Source organism: Acetobacter sp. P5B1, assembly GCF_018811985.1.
GTDB lineage: Bacteria > Pseudomonadota > Alphaproteobacteria > Acetobacterales > Acetobacteraceae > Acetobacter > Acetobacter cerevisiae.
In genome coordinates this window covers 75,931-94,108 of record NZ_JACRVS010000008.1, presented here as the reverse complement: position 1 = coordinate 94,108, position 18,178 = coordinate 75,931, and the positions used below count along the sequence as shown (strand labels likewise).

The 18,178-nt window shown below is 54.9% G+C and carries 12 protein-coding genes and 1 tRNA gene; 7 read left to right on the top strand and 6 right to left on the bottom strand.

The window, feature by feature from the left end; genetic code table 11:
- The first annotated feature begins 106 nt into the window (after positions 1-106).
- From KP703_RS07615 to KP703_RS07605, 3 genes are all read left to right on the top strand, one after another.
- Positions 107-2,740, top strand: coding sequence for a M1 family metallopeptidase (locus tag KP703_RS07615; RefSeq protein WP_215754360.1), 2,634 nt, complete (start codon positions 107-109; stop codon positions 2,738-2,740).
- 342 nt (positions 2,741-3,082) lie between these two features.
- Positions 3,083-5,485, top strand: a complete 2,403-nt coding sequence (locus KP703_RS07610) for a TonB-dependent receptor (protein WP_252353905.1) — start codon at positions 3,083-3,085, stop codon at positions 5,483-5,485.
- An 81-nt stretch (positions 5,486-5,566) separates the two neighbouring features.
- On the top strand, positions 5,567-6,664 hold the full coding sequence (locus KP703_RS07605) for a purine nucleoside permease (RefSeq protein WP_373687451.1): 1,098 nt from the start codon (positions 5,567-5,569) through the stop codon (positions 6,662-6,664).
- A gap of 84 nt (positions 6,665-6,748) precedes the next feature.
- On the opposite strand, the gene KP703_RS07600 is transcribed toward KP703_RS07605, so the two are convergent.
- The 3 genes from KP703_RS07600 to KP703_RS07590 are packed head-to-tail and all read right to left on the bottom strand — an operon-like array spanning position 6,749 to position 8,774.
- A complete protein-coding gene (locus tag KP703_RS07600) occupies positions 6,749-7,678 on the bottom strand; it encodes a nucleoside hydrolase (protein ID WP_215754359.1) in 930 nt (309 codons plus the stop codon).
- Positions 7,679-7,714: 36 nt separating this feature from the next.
- The gene (cdd, locus tag KP703_RS07595; protein ID WP_215754358.1) at positions 7,715-8,149 is read right to left on the bottom strand and encodes a cytidine deaminase; all 435 of its coding nucleotides are present in this window, start codon (positions 8,147-8,149) and stop codon (positions 7,715-7,717) included.
- Positions 8,142-8,774, bottom strand: coding sequence for a nucleoside 2-deoxyribosyltransferase (locus KP703_RS07590; protein WP_215754357.1), 633 nt, complete (start codon positions 8,772-8,774; stop codon positions 8,142-8,144). The genes cdd and KP703_RS07590 overlap by 8 nt, the downstream gene beginning before the upstream one ends.
- Before the next feature lie 193 nt (positions 8,775-8,967).
- On the opposite strand from KP703_RS07590, the gene KP703_RS07585 reads away from it, so the two are divergent.
- Positions 8,968-9,774 (top strand): ribonuclease T2 family protein, encoded by an 807-nt coding sequence (locus KP703_RS07585; protein WP_215754356.1) that lies wholly within the window; start codon positions 8,968-8,970, stop codon positions 9,772-9,774.
- 92 nt (positions 9,775-9,866) lie between these two features.
- Positions 9,867-11,102 (top strand): NupC/NupG family nucleoside CNT transporter, encoded by a 1,236-nt coding sequence (locus KP703_RS07580; protein WP_062143614.1) that lies wholly within the window; start codon positions 9,867-9,869, stop codon positions 11,100-11,102.
- A gap of 196 nt (positions 11,103-11,298) precedes the next feature.
- Here KP703_RS07580 and KP703_RS07575 read toward each other — a convergent pair.
- Positions 11,299-11,374: transfer RNA gene (locus tag KP703_RS07575), tRNA-Glu, on the bottom strand.
- 246 nt (positions 11,375-11,620) lie between these two features.
- Between KP703_RS07575 and KP703_RS15610 the strand changes: the two genes are divergently transcribed.
- Positions 11,621-12,091: a hypothetical protein gene (locus KP703_RS15610; RefSeq protein WP_252353904.1), complete on the top strand. Its 471-nt coding sequence runs from the start codon at positions 11,621-11,623 to the stop codon at positions 12,089-12,091.
- Positions 12,092-12,145: 54 nt separating this feature from the next.
- On the opposite strand, the gene KP703_RS07565 is transcribed toward KP703_RS15610, so the two are convergent.
- Positions 12,146-14,281, bottom strand: a complete 2,136-nt coding sequence (locus KP703_RS07565; RefSeq protein ID WP_215754355.1) for a M3 family metallopeptidase — start codon at positions 14,279-14,281, stop codon at positions 12,146-12,148.
- Between the two features lie 367 nt (positions 14,282-14,648).
- Here KP703_RS07565 and KP703_RS07560 point away from each other — a divergent pair, with 367 nt between their 5' ends.
- Positions 14,649-17,585, top strand: coding sequence for a TonB-dependent receptor domain-containing protein (locus KP703_RS07560; RefSeq protein WP_252353903.1), 2,937 nt, complete (start codon positions 14,649-14,651; stop codon positions 17,583-17,585).
- Positions 17,586-17,647: 62 nt separating this feature from the next.
- On the opposite strand, the gene KP703_RS07555 is transcribed toward KP703_RS07560, so the two are convergent.
- The gene (locus tag KP703_RS07555) at positions 17,648-18,076 is read right to left on the bottom strand and encodes a DUF1489 family protein (RefSeq protein WP_215754354.1); all 429 of its coding nucleotides are present in this window, start codon (positions 18,074-18,076) and stop codon (positions 17,648-17,650) included.
- Between the last annotated feature and the right edge of the window lie 102 nt (positions 18,077-18,178).

Genomic DNA, 18,178 nt, shown 5'->3' with positions numbered 1-18,178 from the left:
CCGCCGCCGTTGACGGAATGGTGAATATATTAAGATAGTAGGATCGGAATAATCCGAAGTCAAAATGATTTCGTAAAGATAAACGGATTTTTAGGAGAGGTAGTGCATGCGTAGGCTTCTGACTTTGACAACCCTGCTGGCAGGGCTGCCGCTGGCCGCCCCGGTCTGTGCGGAACAGGTGTTCTCCTTCCAGCGGGCGGCGGGGCAGTTGCCGAAAACTGTTGTGCCTGTCTCTTACGGTATCAATATCTCAACGGATATAGATAACCTGAAACTGACCGGGCAGGAAACTATTCAGGTTGATGTGCGCACGCCTACAGAGGATGTCACACTCAATCAGGCAGGCCTGCATCTGGCCGAGGCTGTTCTGGATAACGGTGTGAAAGCCACCATCACGCAGGACGATGCAGCCGAGACCGCAACCCTGCATTTTCCGGCAAAGGTCAGCAAAGGCGCGCATACGCTTGTCATCACCTATTCCGGGCCGATCCTGAAGACGCCGAACGGCATTTATGTGGATGACTATACAGCTCCTTCCGGCGAGACAAAGCGGATGCTGGTCACGCAGTTTGAGGTGGCCGATGCCCGCCGCATGTTCCCCGGCTGGGATGAGCCAGCCTTTAAGGCGACCTTCCAGCTAAATGTCACGCTGCCAAAAGAGGCTGTTGCCGTCAGCAATATGCCGGTTATGCAGAGCACGCCGGAGGGCACGAGCCAGAAGCGCGTCTCCTTTGCTACAACGCCGCGGATGTCCACCTATCTGCTGGCCCTCGTTGCGGGGGATATGAAGTCCGTGCAGGGGCAGGCGGATGGTACGCCGCTGGCGGTCTATGCACCGTCCGGTCTGGAGGGGCAGGGAGAGTATGCCCTGCATGCCTCGGAAAAAATTCTTCCTTATTATAACAGCTATTTTGGCGTGAAATATCCTCTTCCCAAAATGGACATGGTGGCCATTCCCGGTAACTATCAGGCCGGAGCGATGGAAAACTGGGGTTTGCTAACCTATATCGACAACGTCCTGCTGTTTGACCCCAAAAACAGCACACCGCGTACGCGTGAGCTGATTTATGAAGTTGTCGCGCATGAAATGGCGCATCAGTGGTCGGGTGACCTCGTCACCATGGGCTGGTGGGACAATATCTGGCTGAACGAAGGCTTTGCCTCCTGGATGGAGATCAAAGCGACGGACAAGATGAACCCGGACTGGGACATCTGGCCGCGCCAGCATGAAACGCGTGAGGAAACCATGGGCACTGACGCCCTGCCGTCCACGCACCCGATTCAGCAGACCATTCATAATGTGAGTGAAGCCAACTCGGCTTTTGACAGCATCAGTTACGGTAAGGGTGAACTGGTTATCCGCATGCTGGAAGGCTGGCTGGGTGAAGACCATTTCCGTGATGGGATGCGTCTTTACATGAAGTCCCACGCCTATAACAGCACCACCAGTCAGGATTTGTGGCAGGCGCTGTCCAAAACATCAGGTCTGGATGTTGGGCCTGTCGCTCGCAGCTTTACCGAACAGCCTGGTATCCCGCTGGTCAATGTGGCGTCTGCCTGTAAAGCCGGGAAAACGGTTTATACCCTGACACAAAGCCGCTTTACCATTCATGACCCGCATCCGGCGGCCCAGACATGGATGGTGCCTGTTGTGGCGGGTGGCCCGGGTCTGGCAACGCAAAAGCTGGTTCTGGGTAAAGCACCGCAGACGCTCAGCGTTGCAGGGTGTGATGCGCCGCTCAAGCTGAATCTGGGGGAAAGCGGGTATTATCGTGTGCAGTACAGCGCGCCGGCCTTTGCATCTCTGCTGAAAAACGCACCACATTTTGCGCCGGTGGATAGAGCCAATCTGCTGGGGGATCAGTTTGCCCTTTTCCGTTCCGGGCAGGCCCCGCTTTCTGCTTATATGGATCTGGCGGACAGCCTGCTTTCCGCGCAGGAAAGCGATATTGCTGTTCTTGAAGAAATTATTGGCCGGTTTGAAACGCTGGACCAGTATCTGAAAGGCAGCCCGGACCGCGCAACCTTCCGTGCCTATGCCCGTAAGCAGCTGACACCCGTTCTGGCGCGTCAGGGCTGGGATCAGAAAGCAGATGAAAACGTGCTGGATACCATGCTGCGTCCGTCCGTTATTTCTGTACTCGGCAGGTTTGAAGATCCGGCCGTCGTGGCGGAAGCAGGGAAGCGCTTTGCCCGCTGGCAGGCTGACCCGGCCTCTTTAAAGCCTGATCTGGTGGGTGTTGTGGCGCGTATTGCCATGACGCATGCGGATGAAAAAACTTATGCTGCCATGGCAGAGAAAGTCCGTACCACGCAGGCAACAGAGGTCAAGCTGCGTCTGTTCAATGCGCTTGCCGCGGCGACAAATCCGGCTCTGATTGAGAAAAACGTCACGCTGGCTTACAGCGGTGCTATTCCCAATGGCCGGATTGCCATGGCGCTGGGCCGTGTGGCGGATGAGAGTGAAAACCCGGATCTGGTCTGGCAGCTGGTCAAACAGCATGAGGCAGAGATCAGGACGCATCTCGCTCCCTGGTCTCAGGATGGATTTCTGGCGGCTATTGCTGCCTATTCTGATAATCCGGACGTAGCGCGTGCGCTTGAAGCGGACCCGTCTTCCAGCAAAACGACGGGTGGTAAAATTGCCACCGCAAAAGCTCTAAGTGAAATCGGAGCGCGTAAGGAGGCCATGCAGGCGGCTCAGTCCCAGCTGCATATATGGCTGGGTGCGCAGCACTAAACTCTTACATACAGACCAGTTTTTGTAACGTGCCCCTCTGCCTATGAAGAAGATTTTCATTGGCAGAGGTTATGTGTATTTTCGGCCCTCTTCTCCATCCCTCAAATTGAGGATGATGAAGTGCAATTTTTGTTCTTGCTCCACCCATGAGGATACATTGAATAATAAAACTTATTACGAAAACGAACTAAAGAATGGCGTCGGTTTATGAAAAGCCAGCGTTTTCCGCATGTGGTGAAACAGGCTTATTCGCACAAAATGACTGACCTTCCCGCAGCGTCCTCTTTCTTAATGTTCACCTCACCAGAACCTCTACACGGTCAGTTTCTCAAGGGCAGTATCATGGCTTCTATCAAAACGCATCACGGGCGGTTTCTTGCTGCTATTCTGGGCAGCACCGTTATGTTCCATGATTTCAGCTATGCTGCGCCGTCTCATCATTCTGCCCCCAAAGGACGTACGTCTGGTGTCCAGTCTAAACAGGGTGCTGGCCATGATGCGCCTCCTCGCCGGGCCTCAGGACCGGTCCGAAGCCAGGTGGGTGAAAATGTGGACGTTGCTGTGAAACGTGCCGGAGGGGGCGGCATGATGCGGCGTGAAACAGCGCCTCATGCTGTCCAAACGGTGACAAAGCGTTTTATTGCCATGCAGAGTCCGACAAATACGGCGCTGGATCTGGTTAAAAATCTGCCGAGTGTCAGTGTCTCAACCAATGACTCCTCTGGCATTCTGGGCGGGGCAATTAATATCCGCAGTCTGACAGATTCTGATATGGGCATTCTGCTCAACGGTGTGCCTGTGGCAACGGCATATTATCTGAACCAGAATGTGGATTCAGAAAACCTTGACCATGTCAGCATCACGCCCGGGTCCGCTGAAATCAATCTTCCTGTTACGTCTGCCGCTGCTGGTGTGATGGATGCAGGTACCATCGCACCAGATCATAAATTTGGCGGGATGATGGATTTTTCTTACGGCAGCAATAACCTCTCGCGCGAATTTTTGCGCGTGAACAGCGGGGATATTGGGAATAGTGGTGTGCGGGGCTATATGTCTTTCTCGCACGAACATGCGCGTAACTGGATTGGCCCAGGCACGAATGAACGGCGGCATCTGGATTTTGGAGCGCGTAAGGATTTTGATAACGGGTCTTTCATAAATCTGTTTGCCAGCTGGAACCATCAGTTTACGGCAATGCCGCTTTATCCAACATCCCAGCAATTCTTTGATAAGAAAAATGGGCGTGGCTCATTTTCCTACACGTCCGAATATAATCCAGCCAACCCGTCCCGCTATTCCGGGCTGGTGGGGAATATGTGGGACCAGTTCTTTATCACTGCGCCCGTCCACGTTGTTCTGCCCAGGAAGTTTACGTTCGATTTCAAGCCGTACTATGTTTATAACGGCGGTTATTCTTACAATGGCTCTCTTTTTAATGCCTCCGCAAATTCGGTCACACTTGGCCCGAATGGGGAAAAGCTGAGCGGGAGCGTGCCGACAACCTCAACCTATAGCGTGTATCGCCCGCACGCCGGGGCTGTGGCAGAACTGAGCTATAAGATTGATCGCCATAATACGCTGTCTCTGGGCTACTGGTTTGATTATCAGGATAACCAGGTCAACAATCTGTATTCCATCGCAACAGAAGACGGGAACAAGAACTTCCCTTATGCGGCCGGGACAGGGCTTTATCAAAACGGATCCCGGTATATGCCATATCAGGGTGATTCCGGGTGGTATAACCACTCTCTCTTTGTGCGGGATGTTGCGCGTTATCTGGACAACAGGCTGGAAGTCAATGCGGGCTTCAAAGTGTCCATGATCAACCGCTGGAGTAAAAATTATGCCAGCCACGCACCACGCACAGAAGAAAACACCGTTGTGCCCCTGCCTCAGTTGGGGATTGGCTACAAGATTGATCAGCACAACCAGATCTATGTGAATGCGGAAGGCGATTACCGCATGCCGGACCCCGGCTCACTGTCCTCCGTTTTTGATGCGCAGACAGGGAGCTATGTCGGGAATCCTTATAATGCAAAGCCGCAATATCTGATCAAGGAAGAGTTAGGCTGGCGGTTTGATAATAAGTATCTGATGGCTGACATGAGCTTTTTCAATTACTCCATCACCAATCGTCTGGTTGCCACCAGCGTGTATGTGAATAATCAGGCGATCAGCACGACCATCAATGCAGGGAACCAGACCGCGCGTGGGTTTGATGCAATGATTGCGGCGCATCCGATTTATCATTTCAGCCCCTATGCGTCTGTTGAGTATCTGCACGCGACAATGGATTCCAATCTGCCCGCCACAGGCCTGCTGAACGGGGTGACCGTTGCCGATAACCTTCCTACCAAAGGCAAGCGAGCGGTTATGGCACCGCATGTTCTGGCCAATATTGGTCTGACGTATGATGATGGAAAATTCTTTGGTAATTTTGCGGTTCATTATACTTCATCCCAATACACAACCTTCATGAATGATGAGAAAATTCCGGGATATTTCACGGACTCCATTACAGTTGGCTATCATTTCCCCAGCTTTGGGTTTGTTAAATCCCCGAAATTCCGCCTGAACTTTAACAATATAACGGGTAGCTTTGTGCGGACAGGTGCCTATGGCCTCACCAACAATGCGCATGCCGCAAAAGGGGTTTATGGCAGCGCAATTTCTGCAAGTGGTTCGCCTACCTATTATCTGTACCCGCGCTTTAATATGACGGGGACGGTCTCTCTCGCATTTTAATGCAGTTAAGCGGCGGCATGTCAGGCTCTTTGGCATGCTGCCATTCTATTTTGGATGATAAGGTTTACTAAAAGGCATGTCATGGTCCTGAAGCGAAAAATTAAAGCTCTTGCCTTATGCGGTAGTCTGGTGATGGCCACTGCTCTGGTGCCTTACTTTGCGGCAACCGCTGCGCCACGTCTGGAACCAAAGGTGATTGTGGTTGCTGGCTGGGAAAATGGTGCGGACACCGGAGATGCTCCGGGTGAATATCAGTTCTGGGTAGAGCGTTTGCATCTGGATAAACGCGTGCCCGTTACGGGGATTCCCACACAGATTCTGCGGAGCAACAAAGACGGTGTGTATGGTCTTGTTTTAAAAGATGGTGTGACAGATCTTGCTGCTCTGGCGCTTGATCGGCATTTTGATCTTCATCATACATACTGGATTTTTACAGGGATTTCCGGGGTCAATCCGAATGTGGCCTCAGCAGGGAGTGTTGCATGGGCCCGCTGGGTTGTGGATGGAGATGCGCTGCGGGAAATAGATGATCGCACAATCCCCAAAGACTGGCCTTATGGCCTGTATGCGATTGGTGCCGATAAACCCAATACGCTCCCCAGTGACCCCAATCATTATGGGTCTGTGACGGATGTGGAGGAACTCACAAAAGCCTATCCGCTCAACAGGGGTTTGGAGCATTGGGCTTATATCATGAGCCGCACTGCGCCTTTGCGGGATGATCCTGCTCTGGCTGAGCGCCGGGCGCAGTGGGCCGGGTATCCCAATGCCCAGAAGCCGCCTGCCATTCTGGAAGGTGAAACCTTAGGTGCGCTCCGCTACTGGCATGGGGCGCAGCGTAATACATGGGCGGAGGACTGGGTGCGTCTGTGGACCAGAAATCAGGGTCAGTTTGTTATGACCAATGAGGAAAGTCAGACCAATCAGGTAGAAATGCGCTTGCTTGCGCGGTTTGGTGTGATTGACCCTCAGAGGATCATGGTTTTGCGTTCAGGCAGCAATTTCAGCATGCCCCCGCCCCATATGTCCATCACGAAGTCTATGGGAGACGAAGGGCCGGGGCAGGTGGTCGCTTTTGATAACAATGAACGTGCCGGTGCACCGGTCATTGCTGAACTCGTCGCGCATTGGGACCGCTACCGCACGCACATTCCCTCAGTTACCACAACAGCGCCGTGAGGCATGCTTTGCATTTTTTGGTGATCGTGTCAGGCGTTTGATAAGGCTGGCCGGAGCGTGGTTTATGCTCCGGTCAGAGCCTTGTTACAGAGCAGACAAACGTTCGACAATCAGATCATACACGCCGTCTACGTCAACTTCGCGCATGAACAAGGCATTTTTCTTTTTATCGGTGATGCCCCACCAGTCTACTACGCTCATGCCTAAGGTCAGCGCACTGTCGGTCTCAATTTCGACATTGACCTGACGGCCACGGTAGAGTTCGGGTTTAAGGAGCCAGAGCACGGTGTTGGGGTCATGCAGCGGGCCGCCGTCCGTACCGTATTTTGTGGCTTCAAAACGTTTTTCAAACCGCAGCCATGCGGCCACAATCGGGCCAATCCGGTTGGGGATCGCTTCAATACGGTCAAGCCGCGCCTTGCTGGTATGGAGCTGATGCGTGACATCCAGCGGGAATACCACAATTTTCACACCGGATTCAAACACCATGCGTGCAGCATGCGGGTCCACATAAATATTGAATTCCCCGGTGGGGGTAATATTTCCCACTTCGGAAAATGCGCAACTCATCATGACAATCTGCCCAATGCGTTCACGCAATGCAGGCTCTTTGGCCAGAGCGAGGGCAATGTTGGTCAGAGGTCCGATTGTGCAAAGTGTAATGGCACCCGGCGGGTTTTCCATCACCGTGCGGATGATAAAATCAACCGCATGGCCCGGTGTTGCTTCCCGGCTCGGCGGGGGCAGATCAACCCCTTCAAACCCTGTTTTGCCGTGCACATGCGTTGCCGTCACACCCGGACGAATGAGGGGGCGATCCGCACCTGCATGCACGGGAATATCCGTGCGTCCTGCAAGATCAAGAGTCTTGAGGGCGTTTTCAGTCGTTTGCGCAACGGGCACGTTCCCGGCAACTGTCGTCACACCCAGAAGTTCTATTTCCGGGCTGGCGAGGGCCAGAAGGATGGTCAGGGCATCATCCTGTCCGGGGTCGGTATCGATAATAATCTTCATGTGGAGTTCCTGCAAAAGTCTGTCTGATAATGCGCGTCAGGCCGGGTTTTCGTCTGTGCCAGTCTCAAGGTTTTCAGGACCGAAAGAGTGGGGCAGGAGGGCATGAAGGTCGTCTTTAAACAACTCCGTGCCGTTTTCATCCACAACCAGAACGCAGGTTCGCTGTGTTGCAAATTCACGGATTTTCTGGCGGCACCCACCACACGGCAAACAGGGGGCAGGCCCTTTGCCGGCGACCATAATCGTCGCAATCTTGCGGGACCCGCCTGCGGCCACCATGGCGGAAATCGCCCCGGCTTCCGCACACACGCCTTCCGGGTAGGCAGCGTTCTCAACATTACAGCCGGAAAAAACCTGACCGTCTTCTGTGATTAAGGCAGCGCCCACGAGGAAACGAGAATAGGGCGCGTAGGCATTGCTGCGGGCCGCCAGCGCTTTCTGCGTCAGGGTTGCTACGGTTTTCTCATCCATGAGATGCGTCCTTTTTCTCAGCAGCGCCATAAATCAGGCCGGCCAGATCGGAGGCGGCAGCACGGAACGCACTCAGGATATCATCCGCAATCGCGATGTCGCCGCCCGCCTGCCGGATGAATCCTTCTACCATGGCGTTTTGTAACAGGCCTTCCGAGTGTACGATCATGCTGTCCGCATCCAGCCAGCGTACTCTGGCCCCGTTGTGCGGGCGCTCTTCTGTTAGCGGTGTGTGCCAGGCCTGCTCAAAATAGGTCTGCACTTTTTCATGGTAAAAGCGGCCATCCACCGTGTAGCCAGCCATCGGCTTGTTCTGGGCGGCCATATAGCCAATTTCCACGGCGGTGCCGGGGTCCATATCCGCAGCGCGGCGAAAGGGATCGATGCAGAAAAGGGCGGCGTCACACTCATCCATCAGGCCGCGATCCAGCCGGGCTATCAGCAGGCTGGTGTCTTTGCCGGGCGGCAGGGCTTCGACCTCATCCTGACCATCAAAAGGCGAGACACCGTGCAGGCGGACGGCCAGACAGATCTCTTTAAAGGCTGTGAAAAGCTGTTGTGCGTTTTTCCTGAAGACAAGGTCTCCACCAAGGTAAACCTTGGGGTAATCCTGAGTTTCCGTCATAAAGTCTTCCCTGTTCAGATGGTCGTGCTGCTGTTCTGGCTGGCGCAGAGTGTTATACAATTTATGAGAAACAATACGTTTCCATTATAAAAATCATAGACACCGCACACGATGTAAGCAACACTAATAGCTTTGCACATCAGCAGGATAGCGCTTTTTCCTTTCCCCTTTCTGCGCAAGGATCAAACAGATTATGCGGGCAGTACAGTTTCTTTTTTCCGGCATGATGGCTGCCTGTTTTCTGCTGTCCGGGTGTGCTCAGCATCCTTCCGCACCGCCTGCGGGTGGGGCAGGGGATCTCTCGCTCACAGCGCCCCGGCATGGAGATTTTGGGCATTATACCCTTGCCCTCACATGGCAACCGGGCTTCTGCACCGGGCCGGAAGGGAACAGCTGTCAGGCCGATCAACCTCAAACGCCGCTTATCGGGTTGCATGGGCTTTGGGCGTCCCGTCCGTCTGACCTGATACGAGCGCAGGTACCCGTGACGACATGGTGGCGCAAAGGGTGCAGCCTGTATGATGGGGATACGGCGTCTGCATCGCCATCGCTTTCTGAGGGCTTGTCGCATCGTCTGTCAGAGGTGATGGCCCATACGCATTCCAGTCTGGTGGCGCATGAATACACTAAGCATGTGCAGTGTTTCGGGATGGAGGGAGAGCAGTTTTTCTCCGTCGCGTCCCGCCTGCGGGATCGGTTTGCAGAGCTTCCCTCAGCACAGCATCTGAATGCCGAGGCTGGCACGCGCGTTACAAAAGCCGAGCTGACCAGCCAGATTGAAGCAGATACCGGCCCTCTGCCGGAACGGGGTGTGCAGTTCCAGTGTAACAAGACGCCGCAGGGGGAGGCCGTTCTCTCTCAGATCTGGTTCACCCTCAAACCCGCTTCTCTGGACACATTCCCAAAAACGGATGCTTTCCTCAGTAGTCCTCAGATGCAGGATAACTGCCCTGCGCAGTTCCTTGTTCCCCAATGGGCTGCTGCGGGTGCGCATCTGTAAAAGCCTGTTGCACGCACGCAAAGCAGGCACGTTTTTTGTCATCATGGGCTCAGGAAGTGTGGAAATGCAGACCTTGAGAGAAGGATCATTCAGTGCATAGTCGTGGATGCCTCGGTATTCTCCTGCTTCTGGGTATTGCGGTTTTGTTTTCAAAAGACCGTAAAAATATCAGCCTCCGCACGGTTCTGAGCTGCCTGCTGGCGCAGATTGCGATTGGTCTGCTTGTCCTGCGTGTGCCTGTGGGGCAGCAGATTTTGTGGTCTCTGTCCGAGGGCGTGACAAAAATCCTCTCCTGCGGGGATGAGGGGGCGCGTTTCCTTTTTGGCGCACTGGCCAGTGACAAAATGGCGACCGTCTTCCCGAATGATGGCTTTGTCTTTGCCTTTAGGGTGCTGCCCTCGCTGGTGTATGTCAGCGCGCTGATTGCCATCCTGTTTCATGTCGGCGTCATGCAGATTTTTGCCCGCACAACAGGAAAGATCCTGCAAAAAATTCTGGGCACCTCGCCGGTTGAATCTTTTGGCGCGGTCATCACCATTTTTATCGGCCAGAGTGAGCTGCCGGTTGCGTTAGGCCCTTACCTGCGGACCATGGCCCCGACGGAACTGTTCAGTGTGCTGTGTAGCGGTGTGGCCTCCGTTTCCGGCGCAACGCTGGTTGGCTATGTCGGGTTAGGGGTGCCTGCGCATTATCTGGTGGCGGCGTCTTTCATGGCCATTCCGGGCGGGATGATGTTTGCAAAGATCCTCGCTCCTCGCGCAGCCGGTAGTGCGGTGGATACGCTGGCCGCCGGGCGCTCCTCCTATAATCAGGCCTTTTTTGAAACCATTACCGAAGGCGCTTTGAAAGGCACCAAAACGGCCGTCGCCGTGGCGGCAACACTGGTGGCCTTTATTGGGCTGATTGCTCTGATCAATAGTGGGTTTCAGGCGTTGGGGCAGGCTATTCACAAGCCTTTCCTCTCGCTGGAATATCTCTTTGGCCTGCTGTTTTCCCCCATAGCCTGGCTGCTGGGGGTGCCTGCCGGGGAATGCACGATTGTTGGCTCTGTGCTGGGGCTGAAGCTCGTTATTAACGAATTTGTCGCTTATCTGCATCTCGGCCCGTCGCTGCAGAATGGGGCGCTTTCTGCACGCAGTGGAGCGATTGCGACGTTTGCACTCTGCGGCTTTGCCAATTTGAGTTCCATTGGCATTCTTGTTGCCGCCTTTGGGAGCCAGTGCCCCGAGCGCCGCGCAGAACTGGCCCAGATCAGCGCCCGTGCGGTGCTGGCAGGGATGCTTTCCAATTTTATGAGCGCTGCGATTGCCGGGATTATTCTTGCGTAAGGCGGCAGACGTCGTTTTGTGAACAAAGCGAAGTGGAAAACGCTGAGAAACCCAGAGAAATTCAGGCTTTTTGCACATCAGGCGAAAGGCCTGAGTAAAAAGCGTGCGGCTTTTCGGTCCATTTTCATGGATCTAAAATCGTCGCTTTAATTCTGGAATTTTTAGTAAACTAGCCAGTGTATCTTCAGAGAAGATATGGCGTCCCGTACGGGATTCGAACCCGTGTTGCCGCCGTGAAAGGGCGGTGTCCTAGGCCTCTAGACGAACGGGACAAGAGGCTGCGTTGGGCCTTGATCTAGAGGGGTTTTCGGGGACCGTCAAGCAAGATTTTCAGATTTTTTGATTTTTTTTATGGAGCGCGAAAAGGGGCCGCAGAAAAGCCGGGAACGGTGGGCTTCTCCCGGCCCAGGTGCGGCCTTGCCCGGATCCGTCAGACAGTTGGGGAAGATGTGCCGTGTTTGGTCGGTCGGCACGGGAAGGGCCGTTGTGCCGGAGAATAAGGGCAGAACCGCATCGTTATGGTCAGCCCGCACAGGCTACGCTACGGAGGGGACATTAACCGGTTGGGAGAGAAAGCCATGCAGCGCACACGAAAGGAACGAAAACGCCCGCTCTATCGGCTTGTGGTGTGCATAGCGCTGTGTGGGGCGTGTGCGTGTGGGGAGGCCGGTCTGGCGGCCGAGAGAAATGATGCGGGCGGTACCATGAAGACCCCCGGAGGCATCGCCCGGTGTGACCTGACAACCGGGCGTCCGGCATTCTGTGATGGCCCCTATAGCGGGCGGGCTATTCTGCCACAGGAGGGCGCTTACCATCTGTGTGATGTCACGCTCGGCACAGCGCGCTTCTGTTACGGGCTTTATACCGGGCGCGCTGTGGTCCGGCAGGAGCGTGGAGGCTATGCGCGGTGTGACCTCACACTGGGGCGTATCACGTTCTGCGAAGGTCCGTACACAGGAACGGCGGTTATTCCGCAAAGCGCAGAATAACCGCCGCTTAAAAATACTCAGGCGGGTGCCCGGAGACACCCTGAGGGCAGGGCCTTAGTTTTTGGAACCGTTCAGGCCACGGAACGTCAGCATCGGGCCAATGTCCGGGTCCTTGCCATAGAAGGCGCGGAACATCGGGCCGTAATCCTGCGTATGGCCGCGGGAGAGGATCATGTCACGGAAGCGTTCGCCATTCTTGCGGGTCAGGCCACCGTTTTTCTCGAACCATGCGAACGTGTCATCATCCAGCATTTCCGTCCACAGGTAAGCATAATACCCGGCTGAATAGCCGTTGGACCAGATGTGCAGGAAGTAGCTGGAGCGGTAGCGCGGCGGCACCAGATCTGTTTCCAGCCCCATTTTGCTCAGAGCGGATTTTTCAAACACATCCACATCCTGCTTCGGCGCATCGGCACCAAGGCTGTGCCAGTCCATATCCAGCTCTGCCGCACTCACGACTTCACCCAGACGGTAACCCTGATTGAAGGTGGCTGCCTTTTTCAGCAGCGCTACCAGATTTTCCGGCATCGGTGCGCCGGTTTTGTAATGGCGGGCATAGTGGGCCAGCACCGGGGCGTTCAGCGCCCAGTGTTCGTTGAACTGGGAGGGGAATTCCACAAAGTCCCGCGCCACGGAGGTGCCGGAGATAATCGGGTAGGTCTGTTTGGCAAACAGGCCGTGCAGCGCATGCCCGAATTCATGGAACATGGTGGTCACATCATCAAAGCTGATCAGCGCGGGTTCGCCCGGAGCCGGTTTGGTGAAGTTGGCCACGTTGTACACAACAGGCTTGGTGCCCAGCAGAGCAGACTGCGCCACAAAGTTGGACATCCATGCGCCGCCGTTCTTGTTATCGCGCTGGAAGTAATCGAAATAGATCAGGCCGAGTTCGGACCCGTCTTTATCGAAGACTTCAAACACCATGACATCCGAGTTGTAGGTCGGAATGTCCGTGCGACGCTTGAAGGTGACGCCATACAGGCTGTTGGCGGCAAAAAAGACGCCATCCTGCAGAACGGTGTTCAGCTCGAAATAGGGTTTGACCTGATTTTCATCAAAATTGAGGCGCGCCTTGCGGACCTGACCGGCATAGTAGGGCCAGTCCCACGGCTTGAGCTCAAAGGACGCACCGCTTTTGGCAATGGTCTTCTGGATGTCGGCGGCTTCACGCTTCTGTTCCGCAGCAAGGGCCGGGACAATCTGCGCAATAAAGCTGTGGACGGCTTCCGGCGTTTTGGCCATCTGGTCTGCCAGCACATAGGCGGCGTAGTTCTTGTAGCCAAACAGAGCGGCTTTCTGGGCGCGCAGCTGGGCGATGGTGGCAATGGTGTCGCGCGTATCGCCGTCACCGCCTTTTTCCACGCGGGTCCAGGACTGCTCGAACAGGGCCTGACGGGTTTCACGGTCCGTCAGGGTTTCCATGGCGGGCTGCTGCGTGGTGTTCTGCAGCGGCAGGAGCCATTTGCCATCCAGCTTGCGCTCGGTGGCAGCCGTCTGCGCAGCCGTAATGGCGGCGGCATCCAGACCTGCCAGTTTGGCTTTGTCCGACACGACCAGAGCGGAGGCTTTGGTGCCTGCCAGCAGCTTCTGCTGGAACACGGTTTCCAGCTTGGACAGGCGGGTGTTCAGGTCGCGCAGCTTGGCTTTGTCATCATCAGAGAGCTGAGCGCCAGCCTGCACGAAGTTCTGGTAATAGACGTCCAGAGCCTGCTTCTGTTCTGCATTCAGCCCCAGCGTGTCCTTGCGGGCGTGCAGATACTGGATGCGTGCAAACAGTTTGGGATTGAGGAAAATGCTGTCTTCATGCGCGGACAGTTTCGGCCCGACCACTTCCTGCACTTTATCAAGAACAGGATTAGTGTTGGCGGAATACACACCGCTGAAGGTTTCCAGCGTGCGGTCCAGCAGGCGGCCGGAGCGTTCCATGGCAGAAATGGTGTTTTCAAACGTCGCCGGTTCGGAACTGTTGGCGATTCGCTCCATTTCTTCTGCCTGCTCGGCCATGCCCTGCTCAAGCGCGGGCTGGTAGTCCGTGTCCTTGATCAGATCAAAGCGCGGGGCGTGGTAGGGCAGGGTGCTTTCTGCGGCAAACGGGTTGGACGCCGGCAGGGAGGCCGCAGTGGCGGCTGTGCTCCAGCCCGCGAGGCAGGTTGCGGCTGTCGCGGCGTAAAGCCAGGGGCGACGGATCATTCTTTTTCTCCTCGAATGCCCCCGGAGCGCGCCAGAATTCCACCGTGCCAGAGGGCTCTTACTTTCACGGTTAGGGGGCGCGGGAGGAGCGAGTCAAGAAAGCTCTGTGGCATCTGGGTGACAGAAAGAATGGATTCAAAACGATTTTTCTTTTCGGAAAGAAAACATTGAATCAAAAGATATTTTTGATCGATTTGAGTCTGGTTTCGGAAACAAAGTGACATCGTTACGATAGTGGTGTGTTTTTAATGCCGCATATTTCGAGAAAAGGTTTTTGTATCGAAATTTAAGCGTGACACGCGCAGAGCTGTTTCTTAATTCGGAGATACTAACGTAATCAAAATGTAATATCGCGCAGGAAACACCTATGTCCCATACTGATCGCAGAAAGAAGCGCCTGCCGCTCTCTTTCTCCCTCCTTTATGCGTTGCCGGTTTTTGCTGCGGGTGCACCTGTTTTTGCTCAGGCTGCGACCGCAACCTCTCCTGCTGTAGAAAGCACAACACCCACCAGCACCCCTGCCAAGAAGGTCACGGCGAAGAAAGTTGCAGGCAAGCCGGCAACAACCTCTTCTGCTAAAACCATTCAGCAGGCCCGTGGCACGGGTTCATCTGCCGGCGGCACCGAGACTGTGGAAGTGACGGGTTCTTACCTGCGGCAGGGCCGTAACACCAGCCCGAACCCGGTGCAGATCATCACGTCCAGAGAGATCCAGCAGACAGGTGTTACCAATGTGGGTGACTTCCTGCAGCGTATGCCGTCCATTGGTTCCAGCGGTCAGGGGAACGCAGATACCAACGGTGGCGCAGGCGTCGGCTGTACGGATCTGCGTAACCTGGGCAGCAGCCGCGTTCTGGTGCTGGTTGATGGCAAGCGCATGACCCAGACCGGGATGAGCGGTGGCTCCTGCGTGGACATGAACACCATCCCCGTGATGGCGATTCAGTCTATCGAAATTTTGAAAGATGGTGGGTCGGAACTGTACGGTGCTGATGCCGTGTCTGGTGTGATCAACATTAAGATGCGTCACAACATCAATACCGGGGGTGTTAACCTGCGTGGGGATATCACCCAGCGTGGTGATAACAAGACTGGCCTGATTTCCGCCTATAAAGGGTTTAATTTCGACCATGACCGCGGGAATATCACGGTTATGGGGCAGTATGACACTGTCGGCGGTGTGATGATGAAAGATCGTGCCTGGTCTCGTAACCCCCAGACGACAGACAGTCTCAACCCTGCCTTTGGATCCGTTATTTCTACAAGCGGCGCATTTTTTGATCCCAATACGGGGGCTGCGCTCTATAATAGTAATAATGCGGGGGGATTGTCCCCGTACAGCAAATCCAGCCGGTATAACTACAATAACGATACCTCGCTGCTGACCAACACGCAGAATGCGAGCCTGATGGGCGATGCCCATTATGACTTCAACAAGCACTTCACGCTGTATTCCAACGTGATGTACAGCCACAAGACATCCTGGACACAGATGGCACCCATGCCTGCAACAGGCAGTGTGGCACCGTCTAGTCTGCCTAGCGCGATTATGATTCCGGCTGATTATCCTGGAAACACATCTGGTGAAGAACTGCAGATGTACCGCCGTATGGGGGAATTCGGAAATCGTAAAAGCGAAAGTGCAGTCGACAGTCTGACAGCTAAGGTCGGTGCAAGCGGCGAAATCATCGCGGGCTGGATGTATGATGCATCCTTCACTTACGGATCCACCATGTCCACCTTCCAGACATCTGGTGTGGGTGACTACAACAAACTGCTGCGGGAATGGGGACTGGACGCTATTAACCCCGGTGATTCCAACTCTGACCTGATGTATAACCCGAATTCCTGCGTGGGTTATGCCGGGTGTGTGCAGTCCAGCGCGCTGAGCACTCTGTCACCTGAAGCTGCCAAGTATGCCAACTATACCGAGCACGATCACTCACAGTACACCATGCGTGACTTCAACGCCCGCATCCACAACGATAAGGTTGTGAAAATGCCGTACAAGGGCGGTGGTAATCTGGGTATCGCGCTGGGTATGGAACATCGTGGCGAGCAGATGAGCTATCATCCCGATCCGCTCATTGCGCAGGGTGGCTCTCTGACAAACACCGTGCTGCCGACTGGTGGTGGCTTCAATGTATCAGAAGCTTATCTTGAGGGTAATCTGACCCTGCTGCACAATGTGCCATTTGCTAAAAACCTGTCTATTGACGGGCAGGGTCGTTATTCCAGCTATAATACGTTTGGCAGTACCTATAACTGGAAAGCCGGTATCAACTGGGCGCCTACGCGGGATGTGGCCTTCCGTGGCACACTGGGGACCTCTTTCCGTCAGCCTAGCGTGTCCGAACTGTATGGCGGCACGCTCATGAGCTATAACGGCGCGAATGATCCGTGCGACATGACGCAGATTACTAGCTACGGTGGCCGTCAGGCTGCAGTTATGGCCAACTGCCTGAAGCAAGGTGTCAATCCTGCAAGCTTCCAGCAGGCTGGTTCCGGTCAGGTGGCGACACTCAACGGTGGTAACTCCAAGTTGCAGCCTGAAGTGGGGCGGACTTACACCTTTGGCGCGACCTTTACGCCGCATTGGATTCCGGGTCTGAGCACCAGTGCGTCTTTCTGGCATTATCGTGTGTCAAACACGATCAGCGCCCTGTCCACGCAGTATGTGCTTGACGGTTGCTACACTGGTTCCAGCCCGACGATGTGCCAGAACATTAACCGCCTCAGCAATGGCCAGATCAACACGGTTTCCGCTCTGAACGCCAACCTTGGCGCTTTGACAACCAGTGGTGTGGACTGGGATCTGAGCTATCGCTTCCGTGTTTCTGAAGCCGACTGGTTTATGGTGGAAAACAACTTCCAGCGTCTGGTTAGCTACAAGCAGCAGGCCGTTCCGGGTGGTGAGCACTACAACTATCTGGGGTCCATCACCTATCAGGCACAGGGGACGTCCAACCCGACAGTGCGTGACTATGCGTCACTCACCTGGCACCATAACAACTTCAGCGTAACCTACATGATGCAGTACATCAGTGGGATGCACTGGAACGATGGCACCTACACCATCTACAAGTCTGATGGGTACGGCCGCGTTAAGACCCCGGCAATGGTGCTGCAGGACCTGACGTTCAACTACAAGCTGAAGCGTTGGAATTTCCAGTTTGAAATCCAGAACCTGACCGACAAACAGCCTCCGTTCCTGGTGAACGCTGCCAGCAACAGCAGTGACTCCACCTATGGCGGTTGGTATGCCGGTCGTTCCTTCCTGCTGCAGGCAGGCATGGACTTCTAAGTTTTCCGGTTTACCGTGCTTGAAAAAACCCCTTCGCAAGAAGGGGTTTTTTTTATGCCTTTTTACAGCCCCAGCAGCGTCAGCTCTTTCTGCAAATGGGGCGGCAGGTTTGAGCTTTGTGTGCCGGAAAGATCTGGTGGGGCATCGGCAGGTTTCAGGTAACGCCATCCCTGAAAAGGGCGCATGGCGCGGGGCTCAACCCGGATGATCTCTGGGGAGAGCAGGATGAGTGTGCCCTGTGTGCCATCTGCCCGCGTTTCGGTTTGCAGGTCCAGCACCTGCTGGCGGCACTGAATCAAACCGCTGATAACCCGATAGAGAGAGCCACCCTGCAGGATTTCCTCAATCTGGCGCGGAAAGGTGCGGGTATGCACCACCGGAAGGCGCGCGCTGTGCTGCGGGTGCTGCCGGGTGTTATGAGGGTCTTTCTGCCGTTCTGCCAGTTCTTCAACCGAACTGACACCGACAACCAGCTTGATGAGGTTGAGCATGCTGCCAGCCTACAGCAAGTCGAGCGGATTTTGAAAATCCGGCTGGCAAGGCGGCAGGGTGTGGGGCTTGCCAGCACACCCTGCCGGCGTGAAGGGAAGGGC